The sequence below is a fragment of the Halochromatium roseum genome, assembly GCF_016653315.1.
GTDB classification, from domain to species: Bacteria; Pseudomonadota; Gammaproteobacteria; order Chromatiales; family Chromatiaceae; genus Lamprobacter; species Lamprobacter roseus.
The window spans coordinates 82,327-101,097 of record NZ_NHSH01000040.1 but is presented as its reverse complement, the minus strand read 5'-3'; the positions used below and the strand labels follow the sequence as shown (position 1 = coordinate 101,097).

At 61.7% G+C, this 18,771-nt stretch carries 17 protein-coding genes; 2 read left to right on the top strand and 15 right to left on the bottom strand.

Annotated features, from left to right (window positions below; translation table 11 throughout):
- Positions 1-22: 22 nt before the first annotated feature.
- The 9 genes from glnE to ybgC form a co-directional block, all read right to left on the bottom strand.
- Positions 23-2,878: a bifunctional [glutamate--ammonia ligase]-adenylyl-L-tyrosine phosphorylase/[glutamate--ammonia-ligase] adenylyltransferase gene (glnE, locus tag CCR96_RS04470; RefSeq protein WP_201217842.1), complete on the bottom strand. Its 2,856-nt coding sequence runs from the start codon at positions 2,876-2,878 to the stop codon at positions 23-25.
- A gap of 1 nt (position 2,879) precedes the next feature.
- Positions 2,880-3,785: a D-hexose-6-phosphate mutarotase gene (locus CCR96_RS04465; protein WP_201217837.1), complete on the bottom strand. Its 906-nt coding sequence runs from the start codon at positions 3,783-3,785 to the stop codon at positions 2,880-2,882.
- Positions 3,786-3,873: 88 nt separating this feature from the next.
- Positions 3,874-4,692 carry a tol-pal system protein YbgF gene (gene ybgF / locus CCR96_RS04460; protein WP_207191855.1) on the bottom strand — a complete coding sequence of 273 codons (819 nt, stop codon included), beginning with the start codon at positions 4,690-4,692 and terminating at the stop codon, positions 3,874-3,876.
- A gap of 136 nt (positions 4,693-4,828) precedes the next feature.
- On the bottom strand, positions 4,829-5,353 hold the full coding sequence (pal, locus tag CCR96_RS04455; protein WP_201217836.1) for a peptidoglycan-associated lipoprotein Pal: 525 nt from the start codon (positions 5,351-5,353) through the stop codon (positions 4,829-4,831).
- Positions 5,354-5,467: 114 nt separating this feature from the next.
- The gene (gene tolB, locus CCR96_RS04450) at positions 5,468-6,775 is read right to left on the bottom strand and encodes a Tol-Pal system beta propeller repeat protein TolB (protein ID WP_201217833.1); all 1,308 of its coding nucleotides are present in this window, start codon (positions 6,773-6,775) and stop codon (positions 5,468-5,470) included.
- Positions 6,776-6,799: 24 nt separating this feature from the next.
- Entirely contained in the window at positions 6,800-8,635 is a 1,836-nt protein-coding gene (gene tolA / locus CCR96_RS04445) for a cell envelope integrity protein TolA (RefSeq protein ID WP_201217831.1), read from the bottom strand.
- Between the two features lie 10 nt (positions 8,636-8,645).
- Positions 8,646-9,098, bottom strand: coding sequence for a protein TolR (gene tolR, locus CCR96_RS04440; protein WP_201217829.1), 453 nt, complete (start codon positions 9,096-9,098; stop codon positions 8,646-8,648).
- Between the two features lie 254 nt (positions 9,099-9,352).
- The gene (gene tolQ, locus CCR96_RS04435) at positions 9,353-10,027 is read right to left on the bottom strand and encodes a protein TolQ (RefSeq protein ID WP_201217828.1); all 675 of its coding nucleotides are present in this window, start codon (positions 10,025-10,027) and stop codon (positions 9,353-9,355) included.
- Entirely contained in the window at positions 10,017-10,484 is a 468-nt protein-coding gene (gene ybgC / locus CCR96_RS04430; RefSeq protein ID WP_201217825.1) for a tol-pal system-associated acyl-CoA thioesterase, read from the bottom strand. The genes tolQ and ybgC overlap by 11 nt, the downstream gene beginning before the upstream one ends.
- Before the next feature lie 295 nt (positions 10,485-10,779).
- On the opposite strand from ybgC, the gene CCR96_RS04425 reads away from it, so the two are divergent.
- Positions 10,780-12,063: an ATP-binding protein gene (locus tag CCR96_RS04425; RefSeq protein WP_201217824.1), complete on the top strand. Its 1,284-nt coding sequence runs from the start codon at positions 10,780-10,782 to the stop codon at positions 12,061-12,063.
- 115 nt (positions 12,064-12,178) lie between these two features.
- Here CCR96_RS04425 and CCR96_RS04420 read toward each other — a convergent pair whose 3' ends face one another.
- Positions 12,179-12,505: a hypothetical protein gene (locus CCR96_RS04420; protein WP_201217822.1), complete on the bottom strand. Its 327-nt coding sequence runs from the start codon at positions 12,503-12,505 to the stop codon at positions 12,179-12,181.
- Positions 12,506-12,647: 142 nt separating this feature from the next.
- Between CCR96_RS04420 and CCR96_RS04415 the strand changes: the two genes are divergently transcribed.
- Positions 12,648-12,812 carry a hypothetical protein gene (locus CCR96_RS04415; RefSeq protein ID WP_201217820.1) on the top strand — a complete coding sequence of 55 codons (165 nt, stop codon included), beginning with the start codon at positions 12,648-12,650 and terminating at the stop codon, positions 12,810-12,812.
- Positions 12,813-12,870: 58 nt separating this feature from the next.
- On the opposite strand, the gene CCR96_RS04410 is transcribed toward CCR96_RS04415, so the two are convergent.
- The 5 genes from CCR96_RS04410 to CCR96_RS04390 are packed head-to-tail and all read right to left on the bottom strand — an operon-like array spanning position 12,871 to position 18,730.
- Complete coding sequence (locus CCR96_RS04410; protein ID WP_201217817.1) at positions 12,871-13,227, bottom strand: hypothetical protein; 357 nt, start codon at positions 13,225-13,227, stop codon at positions 12,871-12,873.
- A complete protein-coding gene (locus CCR96_RS04405; RefSeq protein WP_201217815.1) occupies positions 13,202-13,942 on the bottom strand; it encodes a hypothetical protein in 741 nt (246 codons plus the stop codon). The genes CCR96_RS04410 and CCR96_RS04405 overlap by 26 nt, the downstream gene beginning before the upstream one ends.
- A 39-nt stretch (positions 13,943-13,981) precedes the next feature.
- Entirely contained in the window at positions 13,982-14,896 is a 915-nt protein-coding gene (locus CCR96_RS04400) for a dynamin family protein (protein WP_201217813.1), read from the bottom strand.
- Positions 14,893-16,773: a dynamin family protein gene (locus CCR96_RS04395; RefSeq protein ID WP_201217811.1), complete on the bottom strand. Its 1,881-nt coding sequence runs from the start codon at positions 16,771-16,773 to the stop codon at positions 14,893-14,895. The genes CCR96_RS04400 and CCR96_RS04395 overlap by 4 nt, the downstream gene beginning before the upstream one ends.
- The gene (locus tag CCR96_RS04390; RefSeq protein WP_201217808.1) at positions 16,766-18,730 is read right to left on the bottom strand and encodes a dynamin family protein; all 1,965 of its coding nucleotides are present in this window, start codon (positions 18,728-18,730) and stop codon (positions 16,766-16,768) included. Before CCR96_RS04390 ends, CCR96_RS04395 begins: the two co-directional genes overlap by 8 nt.
- Positions 18,731-18,771: the final 41 nt, after the last annotated feature.

Sequence of the window (18,771 nt, the reverse complement as noted above, 5' to 3'; positions counted from 1 at the left end):
TCAATCCAGCCCGAGCCCAACGTCACCGTGCGCTGGACTCCATCAACTGCTGCCAGGCAGCAATGACAGACTGCCGCTCCGGGCCGAGCTGAGTATCTTCGACCAGTCCAGCAGTATCTTGCAGGGCATGGCGGTGATAGGCCGCACGCAAGGCCTTATAGGCGAGGGTCAGATTGGCGCCGACCGACGCTGCCAGCAGCCCCTGTTTGATCAACATTTCAAGCAGCCGGATATTATCGGTCCAGGTCGTCAGGTCGGGATGATCGCAGGCCCAGCGGAGAACCGCGTATTGGACCATAAATTCGATGTCAGCAATACCACCAGCACCTTGTTTGAGATCGAACCAGCCCGCCCGGGTCTTATCCAAATTGGCCCGCATCTTGGCGCGCATGGAACGGACCTCTTCGCGCAACTGCTCTGGATCACGCCGTCGCTGTAGCACTTCGGCGCGCACCTGCCTAAACCGCTCAGCGAGCGCCTGATCCCCCGCAATCGGCCGCGCACGCACCAGCGCCTGATGCTCCCAGGTCCAGGCACTCTCGGCCTGATAATCGGCAAATGAGGCCAGCGAGCGCGCAATCATGCCCTTATTGCCATCCGGACGCAGGCGCATGTCGACCTCATAGAGCACGCCAGAATAGGTCGGCGTGGTCATCACGTGGATCAGCCGTTGGCCGAGCCGAACATAGAACTGCTCGCTGACGACCGGCCGCGGGCCATCCGTCATCTTGCCGGCGGTCGCCTCGTCGTAGAGGAAGACAAGGTCTAGATCGGAGTTGTAGCCGAGCTCGATACCGCCGACCTTGCCATAACCAATCACGCTGAAGCCGGAAGAGGCCTGAGCCGTCCCAGGCGGACAGCCGTGCCGCTCGACCAGGTCTTGCCAGGTGATCTCTAGGCTGCGCGACGTCGTTACCTCAGCGATCTCGGTGAGGTAATCGCTAACCACCATCAGCGGGATGGCGCCGGTCACGTCGGCCGCGGCAACCCGTAGCCGGTTACCTTGGGCAAACTGCCGTAAACGCTCCATACGCTGCTCGAGGTCGCTGGCATCGACGCCGGACAGCAGCTGATCAAGCTCCTGCTCCAGATTGGCGCGGCGAAGCGGCTCGAACAGCCGGCGCGGGTCGAGCAGCTCGTCGAGCAGCAGCGGCTGGCGCGCGGTGCGCTCGCCAAACCAGGGACTCTTGGCGCTGAGCCGGACCAGCTGATGCAGCGCATCCGGATGTTCGGCAAGCAGGTCGAGGTAGGCCGTCCGCCCAAGCACGGCCTCTAGCACCTTGAGCACACGGCTCAGCGTCTGATCAGCCGCCCCGCAGGTCGCGACCTCTTCGAGCAGCCGCGGCATCACCAGCCCCAAGCGAGCGACGCCGCGGGTCGACAGCCCTTTGCGATCAGCGGTATCGCGGAAATCCAGCAGCTGCTGCCAAGCCGCCTCGGCATCGTCGAAGCCCGCCGCTTGCAACAGGGCGATCGCCTCTGCCGGCTCCGGCGCTCGCTCCCATAGCGAGGAGACTGAGGTCGCGGTGTGGACCGGCTCATCGGGATCGGCGAAGACGGCATCAAAATGCTGCTGAACGCGCGCTCGATGCGCGTTCAGGACCGCTTCAAAGCGGTCCCAGTCTTGGTAGCCCATCGAGCGCGCCAGCCGCTCGCGAGCCGCCGGCGCCGATGGCAATGAATGTGTCTGCTCATCACGCCACGCCTGCAGACGGTTTTCGGTCAAGCGCAAGAAACGATAGGCCTCGGTCAGCTCGCTGACGGTCTCGGTGTCGAGCAAGCCCTTTTGGCCGAGCAGCGCCAACACCTGCTGAATGGGCCGGATCTGCAGATCCGGCTCGCGTCCACCGCGAATGAGCTGGAAGGATTGGCCGATAAACTCGATCTCGCGGATACCACCAGGGCCGAGCTTGATGTTGTCGGCCATGCCTTTGCGCCGTAACTCACGGTCGATCAGCACCTTGAGGTTGCGCAGCGAGGCGATGGCGCCAAAGTCGAGATAGCGGCGATAGACGAAGGGCCTCAGCATGGCCTCGAGTTCGGCACGTGCCTCGGGCTCACCAGCGACCACCCGCGCCTTGGTCATCGCATAGCGTTCCCATTCACGCGCCTGTGAATGGTAGTAGCCCTCCATCGCATCGAAGCTCATCGCCAGCGGACCGGCATCGCCGAATGGCCGCAAGCGCGTGTCGACGCGGAAGACGAAGCCATCCACGGTCTTGGCATTGAGCGATTTCACCAACCGCTGACAGAGTCGACTAAAAAACTGCTCGGCCGTCAGTTCGCGCGGACCACCCTCGACGCGGCCAGCGCTCGGAAAGGCGAAGATCAGGTCGATATCCGACGACAGGTTCAGCTCACGCGCACCCAGCTTGCCCATGCCCAGCACCAGCAGCGACTGCGGCCTGGCGTGGCCATCCTGCGGCACACCGAGCTCGGCACGGGTCCACTGCTCGAGCAGACGCAGACTCTCGCGGATGCAGCTGTCAGCGAGTGCGGTCAGGTCTTCGAGGGTCTCGTCAAGCGCGGCCCAGCCGGCCAGGTCGCGGAACAGAATACGCAGCATCTGCTGGCGTCGGAAGCGGCGCAGCGCAGGCTGTAACGTCTCCTCATCGGTGACATCGGCGAGGGCTGCTCGCAGCTGTTCCGCGATGCGCCCGGCGCCGAATGACCGCCTCAGATCACCCGTCTCGAGCAATCCGGCAAAGGTGCCCGGATCACGCGCACAGGTCAGCGCGACAAACTCGCTACCCTCCCAAACGCGCGCCCGTGCCTCGGCGAAGGCCGGATCGGCAGGCAGGGCAATGCCCTGCTCCGTGGACCAGTCTAGCCATTGCTGCCAATGACCCTCGTTGGCTCGCTGTTGAGGCGCTAGCATCTCACGCTTGGTGGATGCGATAGCTGGAACTGAGTCGATAACGCTCGCCGGCACCAAGGGTCACGGCATCCTCAGCGGCGTTGGTGGTCTCGACGCAGATCATGCGCAAGTATTCGTCATCAGCAAAGTCACCCATCGCACGCGACTGCTCGATCCAGGGATTCCAGACCACCGCGGAGTGACTGCCCTCGCGCTCGATATGGATACTCCGTCCGAGGCTTGGATCATCGATGACCAGGGTATCCGTGGTGTCCAGATAGATGCGATTGACCGGCCCATCGATATTGATCGGCCCAGACTGGGTGGCGCGCGTGCCATCCGCGACCTTATCGATGTAATCATGGCCGGCAAGGCCGAGCACCTGCGCTTTACGCACATCACCCAAGCCAAAATAGGCGTGCAGCCCCTGGGTGATCGTGAAAGATGCCTCGCCCGTGTTATGCGTCACCAGCGCCAGCTCTAATGTCTCGCCGACAGTGATCTCGAGCTCGAGCGAGAAGGGATCTGGCCACAAGGCCTGACTGCTCTCGTCATCCCGCAGCCCGAGCAGAACGCGCGTGGCACCGTCAACCCGCGCCTCGGTGGCTAACAGCTGCCAACTGCGGTCGCGCACGAAACCGTGGTCGGGCCGTCCTCGCTGCTCTGGATCAGGCCCAAACCAGGGCCAGCAGACCGGAATCCCGCCTTTGATCGCCTTGTCTGGCTGAAAGTAGGCCTGGCGGCTGACGAACAGCAGATCATCCTTCGCCGTCACTGGGCAGTACGACAACACCTGCGCCCCATGCACCGAGATCGACGCACTAGCGTGGGCATTGTCGATATGGATCAGCGGCAGACCACCGCTGCCTTCGCAGATCGCAAGCGCGCCCGGGATACCGAGCTCGTCATTGGCTTGAGCGATATCCATCAGAAGCTCCTCGATATCGGCGGAGTGAGGCGATCCCAGCGGGGATCGCGTTCGAAATCAATCATCAAGGCTGGAGTCGACCTAGGGGTCATTGCCTCTCACGCTGCATGCGATCAAGGCGACCCTGGGCGAGCCGGGCCTCGGTGGTCTCTGGGAACCGGCGCACCACCTCCTCGAGCACGCTGCGGGCGTCGCTCAGCTCATCCTGCTCATAGGCGACATAACCCAACTTCAGCATCGCAGACGGCACCTTCGGACTCAACGGGTACTCGCGGACCAAGAGGCCAAATTCGACTTGCGCGGAGGCGTAGTCCTGGGTCACATAGCCGATCTCACCCAGCCAGTAGCGGCCATTATCGGCAAACTGCCCCTGCGGATAACGCTCAACCATTTCACTAAAGGCCGTGCGCGCGGCTGGGTAGTCGCGCGCCTTGAGCAGCTCGAAGGCATCGCGGTAGAGATCGCGCTCGCCACCGGCAGCGGTCTCGGGGGCGGGAAGTGCCAGCATGCCAGCATTGGCCGAGCCTTGCGGCTGCGACCGCAAGTCCGCTGCTTGCCCGGGCAGCACGAATGTGCTGTTACCAGAGGCATCAGTATCACGGCCAAGGCTCTCCTCAAGCGCAGGATTGGACGACAGTGAGCTTGGGTTTCGAATACGAGCACTGAAGGGATCAGTGGTGCCGAAAGACGCGCCTCCATCACCGAGGGCCGCAGCGCCGATTCCGCTTCGCCCTATCGCCTCCTCTGTGCCCAACGAGGAAGACGGCATGATGCCTTTCTGGCGCAGTAGATACTGCTGCGTCTCAACCTGTCCGCGCAGATCCTGCACCTCCTGCTGAAGCTGCTGGATCTGCAGCACCAGATCGGAGAGCGAACGCTCGTTGAGCATTCGCTCGATCCGGGACATGCGCGCCTCTAACGCCGGGTCAGCGGCCAGGGCAGAGGTCGTGGGAATGAAACAAACGGCTAGTGCCAGCAAGCATCCAATGACGCATCCGGCCGGCCTCGCGCGATGATGGGAATGCAGCATGCTGTCGTGCCTCTTAATCTGTGTAGACCAGCTCAACGCGACGGTTCTGTTGCCAGGCACCCTCACTCCGCCGCGGATCGGCAGGACGCTCCTCACCATAGCTCAGGGTGCTCAGCCGCTCGCTCGGTGCGCCCTCTGCCACCATGAAACGCTGCACCGCTTGGCTGCGCCGCTCCCCCAGGGCCAGGTTGTACGCGCGCGTCCCGCGCTCATCGCTATGGCCCTCAAGCGTCACCTGTACGCCCGGCGTATTAAAGATGTAATAGGCATGCGCACGGAGCAGATCAGCATACTGCGGCTTGATCTCAGAGGCGTCATAATCGAAGTAGATCACCTTGCGGTAGACCGGGCTCGATGGATCATCGAGTGGCGAGCGCTCAACCGGCCTGATCGGAGCTGTGTCCACGCCAGTGCGGCCGTTCATTGCGTTCAGCTCAGCCGCGCTCGGCCTGTCTGGGGTCGGCGGCGCGGTTTTTGTCGCACAGGCACTGAGTGCCAAGGCCGCGACGAGCAGCAACGGGAGCGGACGTTCGATCATGATGATCCTGCAATAGTAGTGAAGAGACTCGTATCGACGACGATGGCCAATGCGTGCGTGCATGAACGTGAATCTCAGGCGATGCATTTTCCGGAGTGGCGCAGCGCCATGCGCTTAGGGTACTAATGGCGACCAGGATGGCTCTCGGACCTCGCCTGACTCTTGCGACAAGCGCTGGCCGGAACCACCGGCAATTGGAGTCACTGACAACACGCCGCGGTCATTGTTTTGACTTGCATAAATTACCATGCTGCCGTTGGGCGCGAAACTCGGTGATTCATCCAGCGCGCCATTGCTCAGCAGGCGCCGCGAGCCGCCATTAGCATCAGTGACGACGACGCGGAACTGGCCACCAATGCGCGTCACCATGACCATCGAACGGCCATCCGGTGAGTAACTGGCCGCCGCATTGTAGTCACCCTCAAAGGTCACCCGCTGCGCCGGTCCTCCGCTCGCCGCAACCCGATAGATCTGCGGGCGGCCGCCGCGGTCCGAGGTAAAGATGATATGGCTGCCGTCTGGCGACCAGGCCGGCTCGGTGTCAATCGCATAATGATCGGTCAGACGCGTCAACTGCTTCGAGGCCAGATCCATCACATAGATATCGGGGCCGCCATCCTTCGACAGCGTCATCGCCAGCTTGCGCCCATCTGGCGAAAACGCCGGCGAGCCATTGATGCCGTCATAACTGGCAACGCGCTCACGCCGCCCGGTCGTCAGCTCTTGAATGAAGATGGCTGGCTTACGCTTCTCGAATGAGACATAGGCTAGACGCTGGCCGTCCGGCGACCAGGCCGGAGACATGATCGGCTCGGCCGAATCGACGATGGTCTGCGGGTTAAAGCCATCCGAGTCCGAGACCCGCAGTATCACGCGTGCGTCGGCACTGCGGCTCCTAGAGGTCACATAGGCGAGCCGGGTCGCAAAGACCCCGCGCTCTCCGGTCAGGGTGAAATAGATTTGGTCGCTGATCCGGTGCGCGGCATTGCGCAGCCCTCGCTCAGTGGAGCGCAGTGAGTCGGATGCCAGCTTGTTGCCGGTGAAGACGTCGAACAAGCTCCAGCGCAGGCCGTAGCCGCCACCCTCGGCCGGGCTGACCTCACCGATCACCAGGGTGTTCATCCCTAATAGCTGCCATTCACGGAAGTCGACCTCGTCCTGCCGATGCGGCATGCTCAACATTTCGCTGCGCGGCATCGAGCGGAAACGACCGCTGCGGGCGAGGTCATCGCTGATGACCTTGGCCAGATCGACCGTCGGTCGCGCGCCATCGATGTCGCCGAAGGGCACCACCGCAACCGGCTGTGCACCTTCGACGCCGCCGGTGACCTCGATCGTGAGCTTGGCTTGCACCTGAGCGCTCGCGAGCACGAAGAGGCAAGCAAGGATCGGAACCAGTGCGAGGCGTAAGCGTTGCATCATCTCATCTCCCTCAGGTCGCCGGCGCTAAGGCCGAAAGACAAAGTTGAAATCGCGGAATAGCTCAAACTCATCGCCAATGGGCACCGGCAGCGGCGAGGCCCGATAGATGGCGGCAACAACCGATTGATCGAACCCCGCCTGGCCGCTGCCTTCGACGATGCGGACACTGCCCGGGATCACCGCGCCGCCAGGCTCGAGGCGCAGATTGACAACGGCTCGAAGGTCAGCACTGGCGCCCTGCGGCCGCACCCAATACTGGCGCACCCTATTCGTGATCATCGGCACCCAACGGCTGGCGATCTGGGCCTGTGTCGCGGCGCGCGGCTGGACGCCAGACTGACCACCGGTTTGACCGCCCGTCTGAGCACTAGAGCCTGACAGGCGCCGCTCCTCGGCCTGCAGCGCCTCCAACATCTGCCGCTCTCGCGCCGCGTTGGCAGCAGCCTCGCGCTCGGCCTGCGCAGCCTCCTCAGCCGCACGGCGGCGGGCCTCGGCCTGCTCGGCCTCGCGAATGCGGCGCAGTTCCTCACGCTCGCGCTCAAGCTCGGCCTGACGTTCGGCTTGGCGCTCAGCGGCCAGGCGGGCCTCCTCTTCGGCACGGCGCTGTGCCGCCTCCCGCTCGGCTTGGCGCTGGCGCTCTTGTTCAGCACGGCGCTGTGCCGCTTCCCGCTCAGCTTGGCGCTGGCGCGCTTGCTCAGCCTGCCGTTCAGCCTCTCGACGCGCTTCCTCAGCACGCCGCTGCGCCTCTAGCTCGGCTTGACGCTGACGCTCTAACGCTGCCTGGCGCTCAGCCTCTCGGCGGGCCGCTTCCGCCTCAGCACGCCGCTGCGCCTCTAGCTCTGCCTGGCGCTGGCGCTCCAATTCCGCTTGACGCTCGGCTTCCTCGGCACGACGTTGGGCCTCTTGCTCAGCTTGGCGTTGCCGCTCAAGCTCAGCTTCGCGACGCGCGGCCTCTTCCGCAAGCCGCTGCGCCTCCAGCTCGGCTTGACGCTGACGCTCCAACGCCGCCTGACGCTCAGCCTCTCGGCGGGCCGCTTCCGCCTCGGCACGCCGCTGCGCCTCTTGTTCGGCTTGGCGTTGCCGCTCAAGCTCAGCTTCGCGACGCGCAGCGTCCTCCTCCCGTCGCTGCGCCTCTTGTCTGGCCTGACGTTCCGCTTCTCGGCGCGCTGCCTCCTCAGCACGACGCTGGGCCTCTAATTCGGCCTGGCGTTGCTGCTCGAGCTGGGCTTGACGCTCAGCCTCACGGCGCTCCGCCGCTTCAGCACGGCGCTGTGCCTCCTGTTCAGCCTGACGCTGGCGCTCGCGCTCTGCCTGACGCTGGCGCTCGCGCTCTGCCTGACGTTCAGCTTCACGTTCAGCCGCAAGCCGCATCGCCTCTTCGGCTCGGCGTTGGTCCTCAAGCTCAACTTGTTGCAGACGCTCGGCCGCTCTCTGCGCGGCCGCATCCACTTCAGACTGAGGGCGCTGCTCTGCCCTTTCAGGCTCAGGCTCGGGCTCCGGTGGCAGCTGCTCCGGGATGGGCAAAGGGTCAGGCTGCGGTAAAGGCGCTGGCTCAGGCGCTGGCTCAGCCTCGCGCTTGGCCGCCGGCTCCGACAAAGGCTCGGGTTCCGATTGCGGCAACGAGTCAGGCACCGCTTGTTTAGTCACAGGCGCATCATCGGCGCCAGCCTGCAGCGCAGCAACCCGCGCCGCGATCTCAGCCGACTGACCCATCTGCGCTTGGATCATATTCTCGAACGCACCGAGACGCTGATCCTGCTCCCGCCAATCGATACCCACCACCAGCAGCACAACCACCACCAGGTGCAATAGGGTTGACCACAGATAGGCCCTCGGAAAGCGCTGCAGGATCTCCCACATGGCACGCCTGTCAGCGGCGCTCCTCATCCATCCCAGCGACTGGAGGCTGGGTCACCAGGCCCACACTCGCGATACCAGCGGCTTGGGCGGCGACCATGGCCTCGATGACAACGCCATAATCGACGCTGGCATCAGCACGCACGACCACAGCAAGCGTCGCATCAGCCGCACGCGCAGCCCGCAAGCGCTCGTAGAGCAACTGTTGATCAACCGGTGCAAGGTCGGCATCGCCGAAATCGAGATAGGTATCACCGAAGCGATCGATATGGATGATCACCGGCGGCGCACCCTCGCCGGCTTGGGGTTGCGCATTCGCCTCGGGCAGATCCACCTTGACGCCTTGTGTGATCAAGGGCGCCGTGACCAAAAAGATGACCAAGAGCACCAGCATCACGTCGATGTAAGGCACAACGTTGATCTCGGCCATCGGCCCGCGACGCTGGCGGCGCGCTTTCCTCGTCATATTACTTACTCGTTCAGGCGGAGCGTTCGGCGCGGAACCAAGAAACGGTCCATCAACGTCTTTCCGATTTGAGGATCACTGTCATGCGATCATCGGGACGTAAAACGTAGACAGCCACTAAGCGCAAAAAGCGCACAGGAGGACGCAGTACTGAGCGCAGAAACGGCCAGCAAACTGGACGCAGAACTAGACACACCGCTGGACGCAGAACTGGACACACCACTGGACCCAACACTGGACGTAACACTAGGGGCTCAGCCTCGTCCCTGACGCTGCAACAGAATCGAAAATTCCTCCATGAACTCCTCGTAGCGATTGTGCAGGCGCTCGACCTGACTCGCATAGCGATTGTAGGCGACCACCGCCGGTATTGCCGCAAGCAGCCCGACAGCGGTAGTGATCAGCGCCTCAGACATCCCCGGCCCTACCAGCGCCAAGGTCGTCTGCTGCATGTTGCCGAGCGCCTGAAACGCATGCATGGTGCCCCAGACCGTGCCAAACAGGCCGATGTAGGGGCTAGTGGAGCCAACCGTGGCGAGGAACGGCAGGTTGGTTTCAAGCCGATCGACCTCTCGGCTCAACGCGACCCGCATCGAGCGCTCAGCCCCCAGGATCAGACCTTGCACATCGTCCGGCGTCACCTTGCGCAGGCGCACATATTCTTTGAACCCGCTGCGAAAGATCAGCGGCAGCCCCGTCAAGCGCCGCTCCTCCTGACCCAGATCGCGATAGAGCGCGCTCAGATCACCGCCGGACCAGAACTTTTGCTCAAAGGCATCGGCCGTCGAGCGCGCCTGACGCAGCACGCGCGCGCGATCGAAGATCGCCGCCCAGGATAGGATCGAGGCCAACACCAGCAGCAGCAAGACGAGCTTCACGACGAGCCCCGATTGCGCGACCAGATCGATCAGTGACAGCTCAGAGCCCATGGGCGAGATCTCCGTTGGCAAGGGCGTCTGTGGTGGTTGAGGCTGTTGAAAAGGCGTTCAGCAAGGCCTCTGGAATGCGCGTTGGGCGCATCCGTGCGGCATCAATACAAGCGACATTCACCTGGGCCCGGCAGCACAGATGCCCCTCCGCGGCATCCAGCACCTGCTGCTCAAAATCCAGGCAGGCGCGGCCGGGTTCAGCGATCGTCACCCTGACACGAAGCGCCTGATCCAAACAAGCCGGACGTACGAAATCCAGTGACATCTTGCGGACCGCAAACAGAACGCCTTGCTCGCGCCGCAATCGCGCCTGCTCGAAGCCGAGCGAGCGCAGCCATTCGGTGCGGGCGCGCTCGAGAAACTGAAGATAGCGCGCATGATAGACGACGCCGCCGGCATCAGTGTCTTCATAGTAGACGCGCACCGGCCATTCGAATGCAGGGGCCTGCGGGGACATAGCAACGGATCGAGGGACAGCGGTTGAAGGGATGCGCCGGTCTCGGCGCTCGGATAATGCTCGGAACAGCCGACGAGTGTACCTGGATTAGCCGCGAAAGCCATGGCTTGCGTGATCGCGACGTTTCGGGATCGTCGCGTGGCTTGTGCCAAGGTCAAGGGCGCATTCAAGTCCCTGTGCTTTATGCCGACACCGAAGCGCGGAACCGCTTGTCTGTATTACAACCGTGGTTTAGTTGCAGCAAGACACCAGCGCGGCTAATCTGGAGTGACATTCCAGATTAGCCGAGAGCGCTATGCCCACACTGCTCCCACGCACCCTCGCTCGCACAATCGAGCGCGCCACCCAGAGCTTCCCGGTTCTGCTGCTGACCGGCCCACGGCAAGTCGGCAAGACGACGGTGCTCGAACAATGCGCTGGTCCAGAGCGTCGACGCGTCACCTTGGATGATCTTGATGCGCGGGATTTGGCGCAGCACGACCCGGCGTTGTTTCTGCAGCGCTATCCGCCGCCGCTGCTGATCGACGAGGTCCAGTATGCGCCGCAGCTATTTAGCGCAATCAAGCTGCTGGTGGATCGGAGCCAGATGCCGGGTCAGTTCTGGCTGACCGGCTCGCAGAAGTTTCATCTGATGCAGGGCGTCAGCGAATCGCTCGCCGGACGGGTCGCAATTCTCGATCTGCTCGGTCTTTCGGCTGCGGAGTGCGCTGGGCATGCTAAGGAGGCCACACCCTTCCTGCCTTCGCCAGACTGGATCGAGCGGATTGAGCGGATCGATCACAGGTCGGAGTCGGCGTCGACCGGGTTGCTCGACCTCTATCGCAGGATCTGGCGTGGCAGCTTTCCTCGGCTCGCCCTAGATGAACGCATCTCGCACAACCTGTTCTTCAGCTCCTACCTGCAGACCTATGTGCAGCGCGACGTCCAGGCATTGGCCCGGGTTGGCGACACCGGGGCTTTTCTGCGTTTGGTCCGGGCCGCTGCCGTGCGCACCGGCCAGTTGCTCAACTATGCTGATCTAGCCCGGGATGTCGATATCGACCAGAAGACCGTCAAGGCCTGGCTAGGCATCTTAGAAGGCGCCGGCTTGGTCTATCTGCTCCCACCCTGGCATTCCAATCTGACCAAGCGGCTGGTGAAGACGCCGAAGCTCTATTTTCTCGACACCGGGCTCTGCGCCTATCTTGCGCAATGGACCACGCCGGAAGCCCTGGAGGCCGGCGCCATGTCAGGCGCGATCCTCGAGACCTATGCCGTCGCGGAAGTCTTAAAGAGCTATTGGCACAACGGCGAGGCGGTGCAACTCTTCTTCTATCGGGATCGTGATGGCCGCGAGATCGACCTGCTCATCGAAAGGGATCAACGGCTCTATCCGATCGAGATCAAGAAGACCGCGACCCCAAGCCAGCATGCCAGCCGCAGCTTCAGCCTCGTCGAATCGCTGGGGCGCGTATGCGGTCACGGTGCGGTACTCTGTCTGAAGCAGACGCCGGCAGCGCTCTCGGCGAGCGTGACGGCGATTCCTATCAGCGCGCTCGGTGCGCCTAGTGCGCCTGGTCCTTCTGGCGTTGGTCGTTAGGGAGCGGCCTCCGGCGAGTTGAACAGATCGGCAGCCCCTGTCGGTTCTGGCTAACATGACCCGCCTCACGGTCCTGCCAATCGGCGGCAGGTCTTAGAAACGAGACTCTCGTCAGTCAACACCTGGCCAAAGCAACCAACAACCGACAGCCCATCTCATGTTTCCTAACCAACTCCGCCTGCGCTGCTACGCAGAACACCAAGGGCCGCAGCTTTGGGTTGCTGTTTGTATCGATCTCTGCCTTGCCGCTCAAGACGAAACCTGCGAAGAGGCGCGCAATAAATTCGATGCCCAGATCGACCATTATGTTGAAGAAGCCTTTACGGTCGACCGCGCCTACTTCGATCAGCTCATGCCGCGCAAGGCGCCCCTGCGCCAGCGCGTTAAGTATTATCTCGCCCATCTTCAAATCGCGAGCGTCATTTTGCGCCGCTCGGTGCACGACTTCATCCGTGGTATGCCGCTCACGATCTCATCACAGCGTCCGTGAGCCGTTGGCCTCCGCTGACCTGCGCAGAGGTCAAGCGCGCACTCAAAACCCTGGGCTTTGCGCCGACACCCGGGCGCGGAACATCGCATAAACAGTGGAGCGCCGCGATCCGCAGCGGCTCTACAAGGTGACGGTCGATTGCCCAAAGGCCCCCTTCAGCCTCGACTTGATCGACTCCATGGCGAAACAAGCCGGCACCACCCGCAAAGGCCTCTATCGTGCCGCAGATAAGCGTCGAAAATGGCATTGGCTCTGGTAGCGGCCTTGGTCGCGAACAGTCCGCCTCTCCGGCTCACGAAGATCAGACAGCGCGTCGATTAGTAAATTCGAATGTCTTCGACGAGCTCTCTGTAGAGGCATTTGAATGTCGTGAGGGAGTCATTCTTATCCCTCGGCCAAAACTGGGCTTCTACCTCCTTCAGATGGACATCATGAATGATGCGCAGAAAATACAGACGTGCGCGTGGGCTCTTGATCTGATTCATCTTCTCGGCAATACCGGGCACGCCGGCTTGAAACTGATAGTCGGCTTTAGAAACCCCGAACAGATCGCGGAACTGGCGAAGCAACTCTAGCCAGACTGCCTCGGGGTTTTTCTTACGATAGGCAACCGCGTTGAGCGCCTGCATGAAGCACAGACGATCCTGTTCAGTCAGATTCAGAGCTGGCTCCATGGTCCCTCCAGATCGTTAGGGCCGCCTTCTGGCGCTCGCTGGCCCCGTTGCACAGTTCTTGCAGTTTTGCCAGCAGTTCCAGATAGGCCGGATCGCAAACGAGGCGTTCCACGTCAGAGTAGAAATCCCGTTCCAGTGCTGCTTGCAGTTGGCGCTCGCGGTACTTGGATAAGGTCATCACTGTCCCGGAGATTCCGACCGGCAACACGCCATCCTGTTCGATGGCCAAGCAAAATCGCCAATTGAACGGTTCAAACTGGATACTAAGGTGATCGAGCAGTTCCACCGTCCGCTCTAGTGCAGGCAGGCCATACCCGCAAATATGATCACTAGTGTGCGCCAGTTGCTCCAGCAGCAGGCGATGGTAATTCCTCAGCGTCAGTGCCTCGGCGCGCAGGGCTGCATGCGCTTGGGGTAATGTGCTCTGGATGATCTCAAGCAACTGGATTGATTCAGTCAGGTGCTGGGTGTGCCACTCTTTGAGGAACCGATCATAAGCACGGGCCAGCTTTTGAAACGCCTGCACGAGCGATTCGCGGGTATATTCCATGACGAAGGCTATCATGGACGCGGTACCCTGCTTTGCCGCTTCCCGCCCAGTTTCGCCATGCTTCCCTAACGCATCACGTAAATCCATCATCTGTTCCGCCAGCGCCGCTCTCAATTTAGCCCGACTGCGGTCTGCGCGCGATTGAGTCTGGGTCAAGGCGTGCATGGCCTCGCATCGGCGCTCAAGCTCCCAATAGCGTTCAGCCTAATCTTCTAAGGTCTGCTTAAGCCGCTCCCACTCATCGCTGATGAGCCGATGGGACCAGGTCGCGTCCTGATTGAAGATCTCGTTTCCCAGGCGGGCCTTAGCCTGCTCGAACTTGCCATCCCAGAACTCCCCAGTCTCGCGACAAGAGATCAGCTCAACGGTCTTGGACTCAAAAAACTCGAGGAAGCCGATCTCGCTGAAGTACGCCTCCAGGCTGCGTCGAGACTCTTCCCATGCGGTGCCATCAACGACGTTGACATCAGCTTTGTTGACGATGAGCCAGATGCGCTTTCCACGCGCCTTCAGCAGCCGCAATTTCTCGAACTCGGTTTGCTTGGCAGGCTGCACCGCGTCGGTGATCCAGAGCACGATATCGGCGCTATCCAGAATGCCAAGGGTTCTGTCGTCCATGGCCTGATCGTGATTGAAGCCAGGGGTATCAACCAGTTGCAGCTTGGTCAGCAGTGGCTCATCGAGAAACACCCGCACCTCGCGAATACGTCCGAGATCCTGAGCCACAGTGATGTCGTGCACCTTCGCGGCCCGCTGCAGCTCGGAGAAGTCCTGATGGCTGATGACCTCAGTCTCAATGCACAGCGCACCGCGACGGTCGATCTCAACCCGGCCGACCTCTCCCTGGCCCGCATGGACGAGCCGAGTCAGAGTCGCGGTTTTGGGCAGGATGGCCATCGGTAGGGCATCGGCTGCAAGCAGACGGTTCAAGAAGCTCGACTTGCCCGCACTAAACTCTCCCAGAACCACCACGGTGAGCGGGGCTTCGGCCAGATGCCGGATGCGTGCGGCGATCTCAGAAATAGAAGCGTGTTGCCCCGCGACGACCTTCTCTATACTCTTCGCAGCGACGACGCGCTGGTCGTAGCGCAGCAATTCTTTCTTGCTGGACTGACTCATCCATTCACCCGTAGCTCTAATCCTACGATCTGGTCCCGCGTGACTCTGAGCGCAGCCCCCTGGTCTTCAATGCGCTGAATAGCGTCGAGTTCCGTTAGCCGCTCTTGCAACGCACGCGCAATGTCGTCGTCCACGTTGGCACAGATCTGCGCAATGCATTGTGACTGATTCGCCTTGAGCTGATCGAGCGTCTTCCATTGCTCGTCATCAATCCCCTCGGCCAGCTTGAGGCAGGCTGCGCGAACCTGCTTCCTGAGAGTGTCTTTCCCCTTTTCTTTCGTGATGTAGGCGCTTAAGAGTAGTAAGCCGCCGAGCGCGATCGCCGGCACGCCGAAGAGCATGAAGCTGGACGCCGCAGCGGCTGGAGCGCCGGTGAAAAAGGCGCCGATCGTTGTCAGGGCTCCCGGGGTTGCCGTGGCCACGGTTGCGGTCTGCCAGGCAGCGCCAGCCCCAACCAGCAGCCCAGCGAGCCCCATTCCACCCATGGCGATGGGTGCGCTCTCCGCTAGAGGTTCACCATCAAGCCCTTGCCAGCGCAGCACGTACTCTTCCATGGTCAAGGCATTGCTCGGCAGGATACCAATGTTGGCCTTTTGACCTTCGATGGTTGTCCGCAGGCGCTCGAGGAAGGCTGTATCCATAGCCTCCAGCTTGCGAGCGGTCTGCTTCTGCAGATGGCTGAGACGCTGAGACAAGAAGTCGTTGAGCTCCTTGGCGGAGCACAATGCAAAGGCGTCTTTTTCCAGCGCCAACACATCTGCCACCAAGGCCTTGAACAGACGCTGGAACTGCGCGTGATAGTGCTGAAAATCCAGCACCAACAGGCGTTGAAGATTGTTGAGAAAGGTCTCGCGCTGCTGCTCATAGTCCTTGATCTCCTGCTGCAGCTGGGTCCGTCGCCGACCCTGACCCTGTGCATCGAGCCCGAGCAGCCCGAGGCGGTCATCGAGAATCTTCGCGTATTTGGCCAGCTCCTGGTTGAAGCGGCGAACCCGCAACGCCAGCACCTCTTTCGACTTGCGGGCGCTGAGAACATCCCAGACCTGCTCCTGGATGAGGGCCGCATTCTCGCCAGTCTTAGCCGATACGGGCAGGATCGGGATGGGGTGATCGGCGGCTGTAGCCGCCCTCTTGGCCAGCGATGCATGAACCCGCTGATCGATGTACTCCAACACGTCATCGCGTTGCGAGGTTTCGATCTGATCCCAATAATTGACAATGACATAGAGCCTTCCGAGCAGCTCACGGCTGAGTAACTCCCACTCGAAGACAGTCTCCTCATAACGCGCCCAAGGCCGCATGGCGTTGATGAAGAACAGGACGCCATCGGCCTGGTTCAGGTAGTCGAGCGTCAGCTTCATGCGCTCAGGGTTGGGATCGTTGAGCCCCGGTGCGTCAACGATCTCGAGCCCGGCTGTCAGTGTCGGGGCTTCTAAAAAGACTGGGGAGCTACTGTCGGCCGCGCTATTGTCCGCAGTCGAGACCCATGCCTTGAGTGTCTCGGCGATGTTCTCGGTGACAACCTCTTCCTCCAGATCCACGTTCTCCCGCGCTGATCGCTGATAGCGGACGGTGCGCAGCTGCTGACCATGGCGGATGCGGGTTGGGAAGGTGGTGGTCGGCGTGGACCAAGCCGGCAGCAGATCTTGCTTGAGCAGAAAGCGGTTAATAAAGCTGCTTTTGCCCGTACTGAAATCCCCGACGAGCAGCACCCGGAGCCGCAAGTCGCCGTCGAGCGCGTCCCGAGCGGCCCGCAGCAAGGCCAGATTCGGCGCTGGCTCGGGCAACACTTCACCCGTTTGGACCAACCCAATCAGTCGGTCATAGTGTGCCTGCAGCTGCTGTTTACGTTGCTCAAAGGTTAACAAATCAGTCACGGGGCGTCCTCGCCGGCGGGATCGCCGCAATGAAACCGGTGCGCAAGGCCTCGATGCGCTGTCGGGCTGCACGGAGTTGGTCGCGCTCAAGCCGCATGGCGAGCAAGCGGCGCTCCTCCAACATCAGGGCCTCGGGGAAGCGGGCATTGAGCGCACCATCGACTATCCGCTCGGGGTCGATGGCCTGATCGAGACGCGGTTTCACCTCAGAACGCAAGCCATCGAGCAGCGTGGCGAGCTGCTGAGCATAGGCGGACCGACTTTGCTGCTCCTGCCAGTTGCGGATGCAGTCGCGGAGCCAACCGTAGCCGCTCACAACGCCTCCTGCTGCTCCCCGCAACATCTGCGGCGCGTTGCTGGCTGCGGCGCCGACTCCAGCGCCAAGCAGCGCACCAACGGTAACACCGACGCCGGGGATGAGGCTGGCAAGCCCAGCAGTCACAGCAAAGACACCGGTTGCGCCGAGCACCCAGGGTAAGGCCGCGCTGACCACGAGATAGCCTGCCGTCGCCAGGCTCGTACCCGCTAACAACGGCCCGAGGTCGAAGCCCTGACGAACACCATCGATGCGTGCGCTAGCGCGCGCTGCCATTGGCAGGATGCGCTGATCAAGATCCGTGAAGGCGCCGCTCAGATCCTCGCGAAAGGCGTCGAGTAAGGGGGTCAACTTTTCTTCCACAGCCATTCGCAGGCGCGTGCTCGGGCCATCGCCGGCGAGCATGTTAAGTGGTGCACTGGCGACCCAGTCTTGCAAGACCTGCTCGATGTCATCAAAAGCGCTATCGATCTCGCGCAGCAATGCTGTCTTGCGGTCACTAATGTGCCCTTGCAGCGCCAGCTCTTCCTCGCGGATCGCCACCCGGAAGTCGGTAATGGCCTGGTTGATCTCGATCAGCGCCTGCCCTTGGCTCGCGTCCTCATCATCCACAACCTCCAAAGCCGCACTCAGCTTGTTCGCCGCAGACTCCGCAACGCTGCGCAACAGACTGTCAGCAGCTTCTTGCAGCAGTGCCTGTTTGCGTGTCGCAGCATAGTCGTAGACAGCGGTGAGCAGACGCGCATGCTCATTCGGGGCGTCGCTCACCGCCGGATCAGCCTTGCCGAGAGCGGCCTCTAGACTCTGACGAGCACTGCACAGAAAGATGCGCTCGCTCAAGGCCTGCATCGGCCAGTTGCGCAGTTCACCCAGCGTTTCAACCACATAGGCGCGCACGGAAGCGGCTTCGTTAGCCGCCTTGCTGTCGCAGAAATTGATGTTGAAGAAGAACTTATCGAGAGCCTTATAGCGCACGAGATGACCGAGAAAGTCGGATTCCGACGCCGTGAGTGCTTGCTGCGCGCGCAACATCATGATCACCACATCGACCTGATCCATCAGGTCGAAAATCACGGACTCGGCCATGCTGGTCGCGTCGTTTACCCCTGGTGTGTCGTAGATGTGGAAATCCGACCAGGGCGCTGGTATCGGCAACCTGATGTCCAATGGCTGGCCAGTTTTTGCGAGATCTACGATTGCTTGCTGTGACAGGGGTTGCTGTGGCGCAGCTTTTGGTAGCGAGACTTCAGACGCCGGAATGATTGAAGCCTCGTCCGCATTATCGGTTTCGGCAGAGGTTTGGGTATCCGTAAGATCTGCGCTTGCCGTCACGGAAACCCGACCGAGGCCTTCGTCGTGGCTGATGCAAATGAGCTGCCGGGTAGTTGGGTCGTACCGTGCTGGCAGCAGATCCTGACCGAGAACAGCATTGATGAACGTCGATTTTCCGGTGCTGAACTCGCCGATGATCGCAACGCGCAGCGGGCGGTCCTGTTGTTCACGTAACTGCTCGAGTAGTGCGCGCTCGGCGGCAAGGTCAAGGGGTGTCAGGCCGTCGATATTGGCGGCATCGTCGAGCAGTGCGGTCAGTGTTTGCAGGCTGGCGTCGATAGGATGAGCGGTTTCCATGGTGATAGGCATACCTTGCGAGTGAGATCCTAAGTTGTAGACCGCGCCACGCA

What these genes read in the sequence shown, in the direction of transcription:
- tolA (WP_201217831.1), bottom strand. Translation starts at nt 8,635, where the DNA reads ATGTGGGAGATCCTGCAGCGCTTTCCGAGGGCCTATCTGTGGTCAACC.
- tolQ (WP_201217828.1), bottom strand. Translation starts at nt 10,027, where the DNA reads ATGGGCTCTGAGCTGTCACTGATCGATCTGGTCGCGCAATCGGGGCTC.
- CCR96_RS04390 (WP_201217808.1), bottom strand. Translation starts at nt 18,730, where the DNA reads ATGCCTATCACCATGGAAACCGCTCATCCTATCGACGCCAGCCTGCAA.
- tolB (WP_201217833.1), bottom strand. Translation starts at nt 6,775, where the DNA reads ATGATGCAACGCTTACGCCTCGCACTGGTTCCGATCCTTGCTTGCCTC.
- CCR96_RS04405 (WP_201217815.1), bottom strand. Translation starts at nt 13,942, where the DNA reads ATGCACGCCTTGACCCAGACTCAATCGCGCGCAGACCGCAGTCGGGCT.
- ybgF (WP_207191855.1), bottom strand. Translation starts at nt 4,692, where the DNA reads ATGTCCCGGATCGAGCGAATGCTCAACGAGCGTTCGCTCTCCGATCTG.
- tolR (WP_201217829.1), bottom strand. Translation starts at nt 9,098, where the DNA reads ATGACGAGGAAAGCGCGCCGCCAGCGTCGCGGGCCGATGGCCGAGATC.
- CCR96_RS04425 (WP_201217824.1), top strand. Translation starts at nt 10,780, where the DNA reads ATGCCCACACTGCTCCCACGCACCCTCGCTCGCACAATCGAGCGCGCC.
- CCR96_RS04465 (WP_201217837.1), bottom strand. Translation starts at nt 3,785, where the DNA reads ATGGATATCGCTCAAGCCAATGACGAGCTCGGTATCCCGGGCGCGCTT.
- ybgC (WP_201217825.1), bottom strand. Translation starts at nt 10,484, where the DNA reads ATGTCCCCGCAGGCCCCTGCATTCGAATGGCCGGTGCGCGTCTACTAT.
- glnE (WP_201217842.1), bottom strand. Translation starts at nt 2,878, where the DNA reads ATGCTAGCGCCTCAACAGCGAGCCAACGAGGGTCATTGGCAGCAATGG.
- pal (WP_201217836.1), bottom strand. Translation starts at nt 5,353, where the DNA reads ATGATCGAACGTCCGCTCCCGTTGCTGCTCGTCGCGGCCTTGGCACTC.
- CCR96_RS04410 (WP_201217817.1), bottom strand. Translation starts at nt 13,227, where the DNA reads ATGGAGCCAGCTCTGAATCTGACTGAACAGGATCGTCTGTGCTTCATG.
- CCR96_RS04400 (WP_201217813.1), bottom strand. Translation starts at nt 14,896, where the DNA reads ATGAGTCAGTCCAGCAAGAAAGAATTGCTGCGCTACGACCAGCGCGTC.